General features: G+C 74.0%; 12 protein-coding genes. 3 read left to right on the forward strand and 9 right to left on the reverse strand.

The features are described from left to right. Positions 1-37: 37 nt before the first annotated feature. The 6 genes from ACZ7OU_RS26430 to ACZ7OU_RS26455 all read right to left on the reverse strand — a co-directional run bounded on the left by ACZ7OU_RS26430 (position 38) and on the right by ACZ7OU_RS26455 (position 8,149). On the reverse strand, positions 38-568 hold the full coding sequence (locus tag ACZ7OU_RS26430; RefSeq protein WP_470257151.1) for a hypothetical protein: 531 nt from the start codon (positions 566-568) through the stop codon (positions 38-40). A 37-nt stretch (positions 569-605) separates the two neighbouring features. Then, on the reverse strand, positions 606-950 hold the full coding sequence (locus ACZ7OU_RS26435) for a hypothetical protein (protein WP_470257152.1): 345 nt from the start codon (positions 948-950) through the stop codon (positions 606-608). 31 nt (positions 951-981) lie between these two features. After that, the gene (locus ACZ7OU_RS26440; RefSeq protein ID WP_470257153.1) at positions 982-3,438 is read right to left on the reverse strand and encodes a PEP/pyruvate-binding domain-containing protein; all 2,457 of its coding nucleotides are present in this window, start codon (positions 3,436-3,438) and stop codon (positions 982-984) included. Between the two features lie 68 nt (positions 3,439-3,506). Next, positions 3,507-6,392, reverse strand: coding sequence for a helix-turn-helix transcriptional regulator (locus ACZ7OU_RS26445; RefSeq protein ID WP_470257154.1), 2,886 nt, complete (start codon positions 6,390-6,392; stop codon positions 3,507-3,509). Positions 6,393-6,597: 205 nt separating this feature from the next. After that, positions 6,598-7,722 (reverse strand): hypothetical protein, encoded by a 1,125-nt coding sequence (locus ACZ7OU_RS26450; RefSeq protein WP_470257155.1) that lies wholly within the window; start codon positions 7,720-7,722, stop codon positions 6,598-6,600. After that, on the reverse strand, positions 7,715-8,149 hold the full coding sequence (locus tag ACZ7OU_RS26455) for a type VII secretion target (protein WP_470257156.1): 435 nt from the start codon (positions 8,147-8,149) through the stop codon (positions 7,715-7,717). Before ACZ7OU_RS26455 ends, ACZ7OU_RS26450 begins: the two co-directional genes overlap by 8 nt. Before the next feature lie 113 nt (positions 8,150-8,262). Here ACZ7OU_RS26455 and ACZ7OU_RS26460 point away from each other — a divergent pair, with 113 nt between their 5' ends. Then, complete coding sequence (locus tag ACZ7OU_RS26460; RefSeq protein ID WP_470257157.1) at positions 8,263-8,940, forward strand: hypothetical protein; 678 nt, start codon at positions 8,263-8,265, stop codon at positions 8,938-8,940. Here ACZ7OU_RS26460 and ACZ7OU_RS26465 read toward each other — a convergent pair. The 3 genes from ACZ7OU_RS26465 to ACZ7OU_RS26475 all read right to left on the reverse strand — a co-directional run bounded on the left by ACZ7OU_RS26465 (position 8,888) and on the right by ACZ7OU_RS26475 (position 10,982). Beyond that, entirely contained in the window at positions 8,888-9,289 is a 402-nt protein-coding gene (locus ACZ7OU_RS26465; RefSeq protein WP_470237396.1) for a hypothetical protein, read from the reverse strand. The genes ACZ7OU_RS26460 and ACZ7OU_RS26465 overlap by 53 nt on opposite strands. After that, positions 9,286-10,017 carry an SDR family oxidoreductase gene (locus ACZ7OU_RS26470; protein ID WP_470237395.1) on the reverse strand — a complete coding sequence of 244 codons (732 nt, stop codon included), beginning with the start codon at positions 10,015-10,017 and terminating at the stop codon, positions 9,286-9,288. The genes ACZ7OU_RS26465 and ACZ7OU_RS26470 overlap by 4 nt, the downstream gene beginning before the upstream one ends. An 80-nt stretch (positions 10,018-10,097) precedes the next feature. Then, a complete protein-coding gene (locus tag ACZ7OU_RS26475) occupies positions 10,098-10,982 on the reverse strand; it encodes a sigma-70 family RNA polymerase sigma factor (protein WP_470257158.1) in 885 nt (294 codons plus the stop codon). A gap of 103 nt (positions 10,983-11,085) precedes the next feature. Between ACZ7OU_RS26475 and ACZ7OU_RS26480 the strand changes: the two genes are divergently transcribed. Together ACZ7OU_RS26480 and ACZ7OU_RS26485 are read left to right on the forward strand one after the other, a co-directional pair. Then, positions 11,086-11,487: a cupin domain-containing protein gene (locus ACZ7OU_RS26480; RefSeq protein ID WP_470257159.1), complete on the forward strand. Its 402-nt coding sequence runs from the start codon at positions 11,086-11,088 to the stop codon at positions 11,485-11,487. Positions 11,488-11,489: 2 nt separating this feature from the next. Further along, positions 11,490-12,341, forward strand: a complete 852-nt coding sequence (locus tag ACZ7OU_RS26485) for an NAD-dependent epimerase/dehydratase family protein (RefSeq protein ID WP_470257160.1) — start codon at positions 11,490-11,492, stop codon at positions 12,339-12,341. Positions 12,342-12,493: the final 152 nt, after the last annotated feature.

Consider the following 12,493-nt stretch of genomic DNA (forward strand, 5'->3'; position numbering starts at 1 on the left):
GGCGCCTTCCCCGCGTCCGGGGAACGCGCCCGCCGGGTCAGCCGATCAGCTCGTAGATCTTGGCCGAGTAGAACAGCCAATGGTCGTTGTCCGCGTTGCGCAGGGCCCACGAGCGCCAGCCCCGGGCCTGGACGACGTCGGTGAACTCCACGTCCGCGTCGCCGCCGGCGACGGTGACCGGCAGGCGGTCGCCGAACCGGTAGCGCGTGGTCGTGGTGACGTCGGTGGTGAGGTGGAAGACCACCTTGTAGGTGTGGGGCGCGGCGTCCGGGACCGCGTACATCGGCACCGCGCTCTGGTTGATGGACGGATCCAGCACGTGCGGGTTGAAGTTCACCAGGATCGGGGTGAACGCGTACACGCCGTAGAGCACCAGCTCGCTTCTCGGCGCCTGCACGTGGACCGGGTCGAGCGTGGCGAGCAGCGACCACGCGGCGGCCGGTGCCGCCTCGGATCGCGGGTGCTCGCCCGCGGCGGAGGCCGCGCCCGGCTGGAGTACCGCGACGGCCACCGCGGCCGTCGCGAGCAGGTGAGCCAGACGGCGGCGTGCGGGCTTCTGGTTTCGCATGATGATTCCCTCCTCGGTGGTGCAACGGTTTCCGGGGTCAGGCCACCTGGAAGACCCGCCCTTCGCTTTCCCACGTGGACGTGCTCGCCGGGTGGTCGAGATCCACGGTGTCGCCCTTGAGGAAACCGATGGGCGGCGGCGTGAACGGACCGTGCGACAGGACCCCCGTGTACTTCCCTTTCGTGCCGTTGTTCCAGGTGATGACGATTTCGAAGTTCGGTCCCCGGACGAATCCGGTGGCCTCCAGGCTCTGCACGGAACCCTGGGAGTGCGAGGCGAACGCGTTCAGCCGGTCCTGGTCCTGGTCGATGTCCACCAGCACCCGGAACCCGTTGCGCTGCACCATTTCCCAGCGGCCGCCGACTTGCAGGAACGGTCCCATGACTACCTTCTTCCCTGATCCGGCGAGCAGGTCACCGGACGATCCGGACCCGGCCTCGCGTGCCGTCCACGGTGACGACCTGGCCGTCGCGCAGCCGCGTCGTGGCGTCGCCGGTGGCCACGACGGCCGGCACGGCGTACTCCCGCGCGATGATCGCCGGGTGGGACAGCGTCCCGCCGGTGTCGGTGACCAGCGCGCCGACGCTCGGGAACACCACCGACCAGACGGGCGAGGTCATCGGGCACACCAGGACCTCGCCGGGGCGCAGCCGGCCGAGCCCGGTCTCGTCGTGGATCACGCGGACCACGCCGGTGTGGCGGCCGGGTGACGCGGCGATCCCGCGCACTACGTGCTCGTCGGTGTCCTGCTCCGGCGCCGGGGGCAGGATCCGGTCGAGGGTCCACAGGAACGCCTGGTTGGCGAACCGCGCTTCCGCGGGCAGGGAAGCCATCGACGGCGGAGGTGGCGGTGGGGTGCCGTAAGCGGCGGGACCGGGGTGGGCCATGGCCCAGCTCCGCTCGCCGGCCCGGCGCGCGGCCGTCGCGTGCAGGTCGTCGCCGTCCCGCAACGCCGCCAGCAACTCGGGCGGGCGCAGGTGGAAGGCGGCCGCGGGACCGGGGAGCAGGCCGCGGCGCGTCAACCGGCCGCCGAGCTCCAGGACCGCGCGGCGCACCAGCGCGCCCGGGGCGCTGATCGTGTGGAACTCGTTGTCCTCGCGCACCGGGTAGGCCGCGAGGGCCCGGGTCAGCGCCGTTTCGAACCGCTCCCGGCCGGCGGCGTCGAGTGCGGCCCGAGCTTCGGCGGCGGCCGCGGCCCGCCGCCCGGCCAGCTCCGCCTCCCGCGCCCGGGGGTCGAAGCCGGCGGCCAGCTGGTGGCGCAGCAGCGCGAGGACCAGGTCGGGCCGCTCGTCGATGGCGGGCTCGGCGAGCTCGTAGCTCAAGGTGCGGCAGCAGTACCGGTGCAGGTAGCCGGCGAACCGCGCGGCGAAGTCGGCGTCTTCGGCGAGGGCGTCCGCCGCCGGGTCGTCGACGAGCGCGCGCAGCCGGGGGCGGGCGGCGACGTGAGCGGCGAGCTCCGCCAGCGCGCGGGCCGGTTCGGTGGAGCGCACCGAGGTGCCGGCGACCAGCCGCAGCCAGGCCTGGTCGTCCCAGCCGAGCAGGTCCCGGCAGGCGAGCGCGAACTCGTGGAGCACCATCGCCAGCGCCAGGTGCAGCCGGAAGTGGATCGACAGGCCGGTCTCGAACAGCCGCAGCGTCGACTCGACGTGCCGGCCGAGCGCGTCGTCGTCGAGCAGGGCGAGGTCGATGTCCCGCAGGGTGGCGGCGCAGGTTTCGAGGCGCGGCCGCCACTCGCCGGGCCACAGCTCGAGGTGGCGCATGGGGAGGTCGGCCCGGATCGCGGCCACGCACCGGCGCACCCGCCGCCGCAGCGCCGGAACCAGCCGGAAGGCGAGCGGCACGGCCCAGTCCGGTAGCCGGACCGGGTCCCGGCCGCCGAGCGGGACGACCCGCAGGTACTCCAGGCCGCCGATGTCGCGCAGCTCCACCCCGTCGACGAGCAGGCCCAGCTCGCCGACCGCGGTCCGGATCACCGTCTTCCGCGGCTGGTAGGCCACGTGGGTCAGCCGCGTCCACGGCAGGGGCGCGTGGCTGCTCTCCCGGATCCAGTAGCCGGCCGGGACTTCGACCGGCAGCGGAACCGGAGCGACGGGCAGCGCGGTCACCGGTCGCGACTGCAGGAGCACCACTTCGCCGTCCGCGACCGCCCACTCGACGTCCTGGGGCGCGCCCCGCAGCCGGGCGGCCGCGCGGGCGAGTTCGGCGACGGCGAGCGCCGAGCCGGGATCGAGCGCGGCCCCGGTCCCCGGTTCGCGGCGGGCCACGCCGGCTCGGACCGTCCACCGCTCCGGCGTCACCTCGCCCGAGACCATCCGCTCGGCCAGGCCCGGTACGGCGTCGATCACCACGACGTCCCGCTCGCCGGTGACCGGGTCCGCGGTGAACGCCACTCCCGCGGCGGTCGCGGGCACCATCGGCTGCACCAGGACCGCCATCGCCGGGTCGCCGCCCACCCCCCTCGAGTAGGCGGCGACCCGGTCCCCGGAAGCGGAGGTCCAGCACCGCAGCACGGCCGCCCGCAGCGCGTCCGCGCCCCGCACGCGGAGCACCGTGGAGTACTGGCCGGCGAAGGACGACCCGGCCAGGTCCTCGTCGACCGCGGAGGAGCGGACGGCGAGCGCGACGTCACCCCACGGCCGGACCGCCTCGGCGAGCGCGGCGAGCACGTCGCCGGGCACGGCGAGCGGGGTGGCCGGCGGCTCGCGCGCCGCGGCCACCGACCGGGCGAACACCCCGGCCGGGATCACCACGCCCGGGGGCACCGGCAACCCGTGCGCCGCCAGCGCCGCGAGCGTGGCGGCCTTGGTGCCGGCGAGGTGCCGGTCGGTGGCCCGCGCCAACGGAAGCAGGACAGCCTGGGACGTCGTCATCGTGGACTCCTCGCGAATCGGGTGAGTCCACCGTCGCCGACTACGCCGGGGGCGCGGCATCGGCCGGACTACGTATTTCCGGGCAGCCGCTCGAGTACGTAGCGGGTGAGCGCCGTGCGGGAGCCGAGGCCGAGCCGGCCGTAGATGTTCTGCAGGTGGGTGGTGACGGTCCGCTTGCTGATGAACAGCCGTCCGGCGACTTCGGCGTTGGACAGGCCCTGCGCGACGAGCCGGGCGACCTGTTCTTCGCGGTCGCTCAGCTCGCTCGGCCGGGCCCGCGCCGGCCGCGGCACCGGGGGCTGCCCCAGCCGGCGCAGCAGCTGCCTCGCCCGGTCCGCCTGCGGCCGCGCGCGCAGCCCGTCGAGCACCTCGACGCACCGGGTGAGGTCGGCCGCGAGCCCGGGCCCGTCCGCTCGCAGCTCCGCGCGGTCCAGCCGGGCGACGACCTCGTCGTAGACCATTCCCGCGGTGGCGAGACTGTCGACGGCCGCGTCGAGCGGCGCCGGGTCGCGGGTGATCCGGCCCCGCAGCCACCGGGCGAGCGCGGCCGGGTACCGCACCTCGTCGCCCAGCGCCTCGAGCCGGTCCGCCGCCTTTTCCGCGGTCACCAGGTCTTCGGTGTCCAGCGCGGCGTGCCCGAGCATGGCCAGTGCGACCGGCAGGAGGACGGGCCGGCCGGCGACCAGGGCGGCGGCCGGGCCCAGTGCGGCCGCCGCGCCGTCGCGGCCGAGGACGACCTCCACGCTCACGTGGTCGAGGACGGTCGAGACCCGCCGGTCGACGTCCGGCCGGTCCCCGTAACCCGCGCGGGCCTCCGCGACCCGGCTTTCGGCGTCGTCGAACCGGCCGCGCCGGGCGAGCAGCAGGCCCTGCAGCGCGAGCCCGAACGCCACGCCGCGGGCCATACCGACCCGCTGCGCCAGCTCGAGGACGTCGAAGGAGCGAGCCATCGCGTCGTCCCAACGGCCCCGGAACAGGTCCGCGAAGCCGAGCAGGAGCAGCGGGACGACCTCCAGCGTCGGCACCCCGGCCCGCCGGGCCCCGCCGAGCGCCCGGGTCGCGTGGGCCCGGGCCAGCGCGAGGTCACCGCCGTTGAGCAGGAGCATGAAGACCGACCGGGTGGCCAGCTCCGTCATCACCGGGTCCTGGAGCTCGTCGGTCTTGCGCACCAAGGTGTCCACCCCGGCCAGGCCGGTGCGGAAGTCGCCGACGGTGAACGCCGCCGCGACCCGGTGGACGTCCGCGCTCACCCGGCCGCGCCGCGATCCCGTCGCTTCGGCGAGATCGTCCAGTTCGGCGATCAGGCGCCGCTCGGCGACGGTGTCGCCACGGCGTCCGGCGGCCCGCACACGGGCCTCGGTGACGGTCAGGTGCTCCGGGCCGGGCGGCACGCCGGCGAGAGCTTCGGCGGCCAGCGCCAGGTGCTTCTCGGCGGCGTCGACGTGGCCGCGTTCCCACTCCGCCATGGCCGCGCTGGCCACGCACCGCGCCCGGGTCCGGACGTCGTCGCCGGCCAGGTCCGCCGCGGCCAGCCAGGCGGTCCGGGCGTCCTCCGGCCGGCCGGCGAGCTGGCTGGCTTCGGCCAGCGTCCGGGTCAGCTCGCCGAGCACGTCGGTGCGGCCGAGCCGGGTCGCCGCGGCGAGGGCGGCGCGCGCGTTCGCCGCGGCCTCCTCGCCCCGTTTCGCCGCGATCGCTTCCTGGACCGCGCGGTCCAGGATGTCGAAGGACTGCGCCGCCGGCAGGACGTCGCCGGCGGCGCGGACGTGGAACGCCAGTGCGCGCAGGTCGCCGGGCGCGGTGCGCAGGAGGGCACGGGCGGCCGCCGCGTGCCGCTCGCCGCGGGCGGCCGCGGGGAGCAGGTCGTAAGCCACCTCACCGAGCAGCGGGTGCGTGACCCGGTACACCACCACGCCCGCCGGCACCTGCTCGTCGACCAGGTGCGCGGCCCGCAACCGGGCGATCCCGTCGAGCAGCGGGACGTCGTCGGCCACGACCTCGCGCAGCACCGCGTGCGTGACCTGCCCACCGAACACGGCCAGGGCGTCCAGCACCGGCCGGGCGGCGGCCGGCAGGCTTTCGATGCGCCCGCGCAGCAGGTCGCCGACGACGCGGGGCATCGGGGCGAGGTCGCCGGCACCGAGCACCCACCGGTCGCCGGAGCGCACCAGCGCGCCACTGCCGACCAGCGCGCCGACCAGTTCCGTGACGAACAGCGGCACCCCGCCGGCCCGGCCGGTCAGCGCCCGCAGCAGCGCGACGGGCGGCTCGTCGCCCAGCAGCGCCCGGGCCAGGGCGCCGACCGCGCCCTGCCCCAGCGGCCGCACACTGATCTCGGTCAGCAGGTCGCCGCGCCGCAACGCGGTGAACAGCTCCCGGACCTCCCGCGGCGCCTCACCGGACCGGCAGGTGAAGAGGAACAGGATCGGGCGATCGGCCAGCCCCCGGACCAGGTAGTGGAGAACGGCGAGGGATTCGGCGTCGGCCCACTGCAGGTCGTCGACCAGCACGGCCAGCGGCCCCCGCGCACTCGCCCGGCGCACCAGGCCGCACACCGCTTCGAACAGCCGCGTGCGCTCCAGCCCCGGGTCGCCGAGCGGCGCGGGGCGGGCGATGGGAAGACCGTCGAACAGCCGGGCCAGGTCGCCCAGTCCGTCGACGAGCGCGGCGACGCCGGCCGCCGGCCCGTGCACCAGCGGCCGCAGGGCCTCGACCACCACGGCGTAGGACAGGTCGCGCTGCAGCGGCGCCCCGCCGGCACTCAGCCCGGTGAAGCCGTCCGCGCACGCCCAGTCCAGCGCCGCCGTCGCCAGCCGCGACTTCCCGATCCCGGCCTCGCCCTCGACGACCACCACGGCGGCCCCGCCGGTCCGCACCCGGCCGGCGCATTCGACGAGCCGTCGCAGTTCCCGATCCCGGCCGATGAGCGGAACATCCGCGTGCACGGTGACGGCCACGGCGATTCGCCTCCCTCACACCCGGAACCGCACGGCATCGTGCTCCCCTCGGAAATCCGGGCGGTAACACGATCACACACCGGTGTGCCGATTCCGGCGAATCGCCGTCGCAATTCCCCTGGTCGGACGAGCGGGCCGATTTCCGGGCGCCGTGAGGTGCGCTTTCTCGCGCGGCCTGTTTCGGGATTGCGCGGCGGGACAGCCGCTAGACGCGCGCGGTCTTCTGGCCCGAGCTGCCGACGACGTCGAAGTCGCGCGCCTTGCCGGTCGTGTTGAGGTGCGCGATGTCGGCCTGCTCGAAGTCGACGTCCAGGACCGGGGAATCCTTCTCGAGGTCGCGCCGGTGCTCGCTCGGGATGCCCCAGTCGTACCGCTTCTGGATTTCGACGTGGTAGTCGATCTGATCGCCGTGCTTCTCGCCGACCAGCCGGTACTGGAAGTGGTTGAACGAGTAGTACCAGTCCTGGCCGCCCTTGCCGTCGCGGGCGAGGTCCGGCGCGGTCGTCGTCCAGCCGGTCGTGAACGGGCCGTCCGGGCCCTTTCCCGCCTCGGCGACGGACTTGTCGACCTGCTCCCGGAAGGACGGCATGTCGTCGAGCATGTCCTGCACCGGCGCTTCGACCGTCTTGCCGTCGCCGTCGAGGTAGTGCTGAAGCAGCCAGGCCGCGTGGTCGTTGCCCTGTTTCACCAGACCCAGCAGGACGACGTTGTGCAGCTGGTTCCAGACCCGGCGGTCGTGTTCGGTGGGCGGGAGGACGCCGTACCGGCGGTCCTCGGTCTCGAAGTTGTCCTGCGTGCCGAAGACGACCTTGAGGTTGCGGGCGAGTTCCTCGTCGATCTCGGTGGCCTGCTTGAGATGCGCCTGGATCTGTTTTTCCAGGCCGTCGGCGATGGCGGCCTGCTCGCCGAGGGCGTCGAAGTACCCCGGCGACACGCCCGGCGTGTCGTCCCAGGTGACCTTGCCCGCGGCGGTGACCGTCATGCCCTGTTCGCGCGCCTGCCGCTGCAGGTCGAGCACGGCACGCTGGTGGCCTTCGAGGCCCTTGAGCCCCGCGGTGCCCTCGCTGCCGTCGGCTTCGACGTCGATGTACTTCCGCAGTGCCTTGACTTCGGCGTCGACGGCGTCGAAGTCCCAGCGGATCCGGGCGCAGTACCGGGTCGCCGCGTCGCCGCCTTTACCGGCCCAGCCGCCGTCTTCCAGCGGAGTCACGACGGCGGATTCGTAGGCGTCGCGGATCCGGTGGAGCTTCTCGTGGACCTGCGCCCACTGCCCGGCGAACGTCTCCAGCCCGGCGACGTCGAGCTCCGTCAGCTGCTTGAAGTCAACCACCGATCCGCTCCCCGCCCGCCGCGTCGGTCTTGGTGTAGGCGTCGGCGCTCAGCCGGAAGTTCTCCGCGCCGTCGGTGAGCCGGCGGTGCAGGAGGTCGTTGAGGCCGTCCCAGCGGGACTGCATGTCGTCGATGCTGCCGACGAAGTCCCAGCCCGGCGCGGCGTGCGCCAGCGGGCCGAAGGTGTCGTCGGCGGCGCCACGCAAGGCGTTCACGGCGACGGCGGTCTCGTCACAGGCATCGGCGCGCTGCCGCAGCCAGGACGGCGTCACGCCGATGTCCGGCTCTCCCCACGGCGGCGCGGGCTTCGGCGACGGTCCGGGGGAGGGCGACGGCGTGGGCTCGGGTTTCGCGTCGTGGTCGCCGGGCGACGGCGGTGGCGGGGTCACCCCGGGGGTGGGTTCGGACACCACTCGCCATTCCGCCACCACAGGACTCCCTCCGAAGATCTTTCGCCACGCTACGAGATCCGACAATCCGATGGCCGCGGGCGTTCCCCGCCGCCTATGGTTTCGCCGTCAGCCGAAACGAGGAGGAAGCGATGCGGCTCGCCGGGGTGCGGTGGCGCGCGACGGTCGGCACGGCCCGGCTCGACGGCGTCGGCTACCGGGTGGTCCGTCCGTTACGTCCGCTCCGGAACGCCGCCCTGGAGGAGCACCGCTTCGGGGCGGAACTGGCGATCGGCACGGCCGAGGCCGTCGACCTCGCCGTCGCGTGGTGGCTGGCCGCGCGTTCGCCGCACAGCCTCATCCACCTCCCGCTGCGCGCGGGCGGGCCGCTCGACCTGGTCCTGCTGCACCACAGCCTCGGGTTCCGGGTGTCGAGCTGGAAGCGGCTCCGGACACGGCTGTCCCCGCCGGCGATGTCCACCGTGACCCTGCCGCCCCGGCCGTTCCCCGCCTTCGGGCGTGCCGACCACGAGCGGTTCCACCACGAGGACTTCCTGGACCACCTGCGGTACGCCTTCGCCGCGGACACCCTGTTCCTCATCGGCAGCCGGCGCGCCTACGAACTCGCCGCCGAAGACGTGCGGGCCCTGGCCGAAGACGGCCCGGCACACCTGGTCGCGGGAACCCACCGCTGCGCGGAAATCGGGCTGGGGCCGTGGAAGCCGCACCACCGGCGGAACCCGTCCGCCATGCTGCACGTGTCCCTCCGCGACGCCGTCACCGCCGGCGGTCCCGCAGCAGAGCCAGGGCGATCGGGGCCAGGCCGATGAGCGCCACCAGCGCGTTGGCGACCGTCAAGAACACCTTCTGCCCGGGGCTCGCCGCTTCCATGTTAAACAAGTGGAAGAAGAAGTGCGGCACCGACCACACCGAATACGCCAGCGACGCCGGCACGACGTAGTGCGTTTTCGGCTTCACCAAAGCGATGCCGAGCAGCAGGGCGATGCCGAGGGTCGCGCTGCCGAAGTCGTGGGCGAAGTGGTCGCTGAACGGCGGGTTCAGGTCCACCGTCGGGAAGTCGTCGTAGAAGCTGCGCGGGAACAGCTGGTTCCAGCCGCCCACCACCAGCTGCTCGCCGAACGGGATCACCAGGGCCAGGCGGATCGCGAGAGTGTTCATCGCGTCACCTGGCGGAGGTATTCGGCGAACGTGCGAGTGCCTTCGACGTGGTCGTCCGGCGGCAGCAACCCGCCGCCCGCCATCGCCTTGCCGACCGCGCCGGGCACCCGCACCGGGACGACGATCTTGCGCTCCCCGCGGGCCTTGACCAGCTGCCGCGCCATGTCCACCATCCGCAGCCGCTCGGGCCCGGCCAGCGGGGGCAGGTAGCCGGCCGGCGCCTGCCCGACCCGGGCCGTCAGTGCGCGGGCCACGTCGATCGCGGCTACCGGCTGGGACAGCTGGCGCGGCACCGCCACGAAGGGACCGCGCGCGCCGTCGAGCAGCGGCTCGGGGAACTCCTGGAACTGCGTCGCCCGCAGGATCGTCCACGGCGCCGGGCCTTCCCGGGCGACGCGCTCCTGCTCGCGTTTGCCGAGGTAGTACCCGAGGTCGATGTCGTCGATCCCGACGATCGACAGCGTGACGACCTGGCGCACGTCGGCGCCGGCGAGGTGGCGCGCCACCCGGCCGAAGAAGTCGATCGCCCGCTTCTTCCGGAGCGTGACGACGTTCGTCACGTCGATGATCTCCGCGCAGCCGGCCAGCGCGTCGGCCAGCCCTTCACCGGTGCTGAGGTCGACCCCGCGCGAGCGCGCCAGGACGACCGGTTCGTGCCCGGCTCCGGCCAGCTCCCGGACCACCAGCCTGCCGATCATGCCGGTCCCGCCGGCGACGGCCACTCGCATCGTTGTCCCCTTCCGGTGTCAGTCACCCACCAGACCGGGTGGCCTCCCCGCAACGTGACACCGTGAGTCGCCCGTCACACTCACGGGCGGGCGGCCGCCCACAACGCCGCGAGCTTTTCGGGGTTGACCAGCAGGCTGACCTGGTCGATACCGTCGGCGGAGGCGTCCACCCAGCAGGCCGCGAGCGGCGTGTCCCCACGGAAGATCAGCGCGATGGACTGCCCGTTGGCCTCGACGATCTCGGCTTCGGCGTCCTGACCGTAGATCGCGATGGTGCGCAGCAGGAACTGAGCCACCCGATCCCGGCCCACGACGGGCTTGCGCGCCGCCGTCACGACGCCGCCACCGTCCGAAGAGGACACCGCGTCGGCGGCCAGCATGGTCCGCAGGGCATCGAGGTCCCCGCGCTGGGCCGCGGCGAGGAACGCCGTGAGCAGCCGGTCACGCTCCGCCGGAGCGACGCGTCCCGCGCGCTCGCGGGCGACGTGCGTCCGCGCCCGGTGTCCCTTCTGGCGCGCGAGCTCCTCGCTGATGCCGAGGAAGCCGGCGATCTCGCGGTACGGGTAGTCGAAGGCCTCGCGCAGCACGTAGACGGCGCGTTCCGCCGGCTCGAGCCGTTCGAGCAGCAGGAGGATCGCCAGCTCGAGGGCTTCGCCCCGGTCGAGCGCGCCCGGGGTGTCGTCCCCGGACGGGACCGGCTCCGGCAGCCACGGGCCGGCGTAGAGCTCGCGGCGCGCCCGCGCTGTCCCGGCCGCGGTCAGCGCCAGGCGGCTCGCCGTGGTGACCAGGAACGCTTCGGGGTTCCGGACCTCGGTGCGATCGGTGCCCTGCCAGCGGATCCAGGTGTCCTGGACGACGTCTTCGGCGTCGGCGGCGGTGCCCAGCACCCGGTAGGCGATGCCGAACAGCTTGGGACGCGTCGCTTCGAAGGCCGCGACCGCCCCGTCGAGGTCGCCGGTCGTCACGTCGTGCTCCTCATCCCGGGCATGGTACGGCGGCGAACCGGTCCACCGCACCGGGCCGGAAGTGGACCAGCCGGCCGCGGCGCGTGCTGCCTAGCGTGGACCCATGACCGACGCACAACCGAGGACGAACTCCGTCCTCACCATGCTGGCCTCGCAGAGTCCGTCCATTCCGGACGGTGCGCACGTGATGACGGCCACGATCGAGCTCCCGCCGGGCGACGCGGGCACGCCGCCGCACCGGCACTCCGGGCCCGTCTTCGGGTACATGCTCGAAGGCGAGATGATCTTCGAGCTCGAAGGCGAACCCGAACGGGTGATCAAGGCCGGCGAGGCGTTCTGGGAGCCCGGCGGCGACGTGATCCACTACCAGGCGGCCAACAACCTGCCCGGAGCGTGGAGCCGGTTCGTCGTCGTGATGATCTGCGCGCCGGGGCAGGAGATGCTGACGTTCGTCGGCCCGGAAGAGCTGGCCGCGCGCGCCGGCCGCCGTGTCGGGAGGGAGTGACCATGCGGATCTTCCTCGCCGGCGCGTCCGGCGCCGTCGGCCGCCGAGTGGTCCCGGCGCTGGTGGCCCAAGGGCACGAAGTGGTCGGCCTGACCCGGAACCCGGCCTCGGCGGTGAGCATCGAGGAGCGGGGAGCGACGGCGGTACTCGGTGACGTGTACGACGCGGCCGCGCTCGCGGAGGTGGTGTCGGCGGCGCGGCCGGACGTGATCATGCACCAGCTCACCGACCTCGCCACCGGCGACCGGGCGGCCAACGCGAAGGTCCGCGTGGTGGGGACGCGCAACGTGGTCGACGCGGCGAAGGCGGCCGGGGTGCGCCGGATCGTCGCCCAGAGCATTGCGTGGGCGTACGAGCCGGGCGTCTCACCGGCGCGGGAGGAAACCCCGCTCGACCTGCACGGCGCGCCCGACCGGGTGGCGACGGTAGGAGGGATCGAGGCGTTGGAGACGGCGGTGGCGGAGCTGCCGGAGTGGGTGGTGCTGCGTTACGGAACGTTGTACGGCCCGGGGACGTGGTACGACCGCGACGCTTTGATGGCGCGGCTGGCCCAGTCCGGAGACCTGCCGGCGAACGCCGACGTGACGAGCTTCGTGCATGTCGATGATGCGGCCTCGGCGGCGGTTGGGGCGTTGGAGTGGCGGTCGGGAGCGGTCAATATTTGCGACGACGAGCCCGCGGCGGGATACGAGTGGGTGCCGGAGTTTTGCACCGCGGTCGGGGTGCCGGGGCCGGCCCGGGTGGAGGGCGAGCGCACGGGCTGGGCCCGCGGCGCGGACAACACCCTGGCGCGTGGGGAGTTGGGTTGGGTGCCGGGTTTCGTTTCGTGGCGGGAGGGGTTCGCGGGCTTGTGACGGCCGCGCCTCGCGCGGAGGACGGTCGCGCCGCGGGCGCGGACCCCGGCTAGGCGCGGGAAGTTGGCTGCGCCCGCGGCGCGGACAGCGCCCGGGTGCGCGAGGAGCCGGTGTTGTGGCGGGCGCGCTTCGCCGGGTCGCACCGGCCGCGC

The organism is Amycolatopsis sp. NPDC114505 (genome assembly GCF_055633615.1).

What these genes read in the sequence shown, in the direction of transcription:
- ACZ7OU_RS26435 (WP_470257152.1), bottom strand. Translation starts at nt 950, where the DNA reads ATGGGACCGTTCCTGCAAGTCGGCGGCCGCTGGGAAATGGTGCAGCGC.
- ACZ7OU_RS26470 (WP_470237395.1), bottom strand. Translation starts at nt 10,017, where the DNA reads ATGCGAGTGGCCGTCGCCGGCGGGACCGGCATGATCGGCAGGCTGGTG.
- ACZ7OU_RS26465 (WP_470237396.1), bottom strand. Translation starts at nt 9,289, where the DNA reads ATGAACACTCTCGCGATCCGCCTGGCCCTGGTGATCCCGTTCGGCGAG.
- ACZ7OU_RS26440 (WP_470257153.1), bottom strand. Translation starts at nt 3,438, where the DNA reads ATGACGACGTCCCAGGCTGTCCTGCTTCCGTTGGCGCGGGCCACCGAC.
- ACZ7OU_RS26485 (WP_470257160.1), top strand. Translation starts at nt 11,490, where the DNA reads ATGCGGATCTTCCTCGCCGGCGCGTCCGGCGCCGTCGGCCGCCGAGTG.
- ACZ7OU_RS26430 (WP_470257151.1), bottom strand. Translation starts at nt 568, where the DNA reads ATGCGAAACCAGAAGCCCGCACGCCGCCGTCTGGCTCACCTGCTCGCG.
- ACZ7OU_RS26480 (WP_470257159.1), top strand. Translation starts at nt 11,086, where the DNA reads ATGACCGACGCACAACCGAGGACGAACTCCGTCCTCACCATGCTGGCC.
- ACZ7OU_RS26460 (WP_470257157.1), top strand. Translation starts at nt 8,263, where the DNA reads ATGCGGCTCGCCGGGGTGCGGTGGCGCGCGACGGTCGGCACGGCCCGG.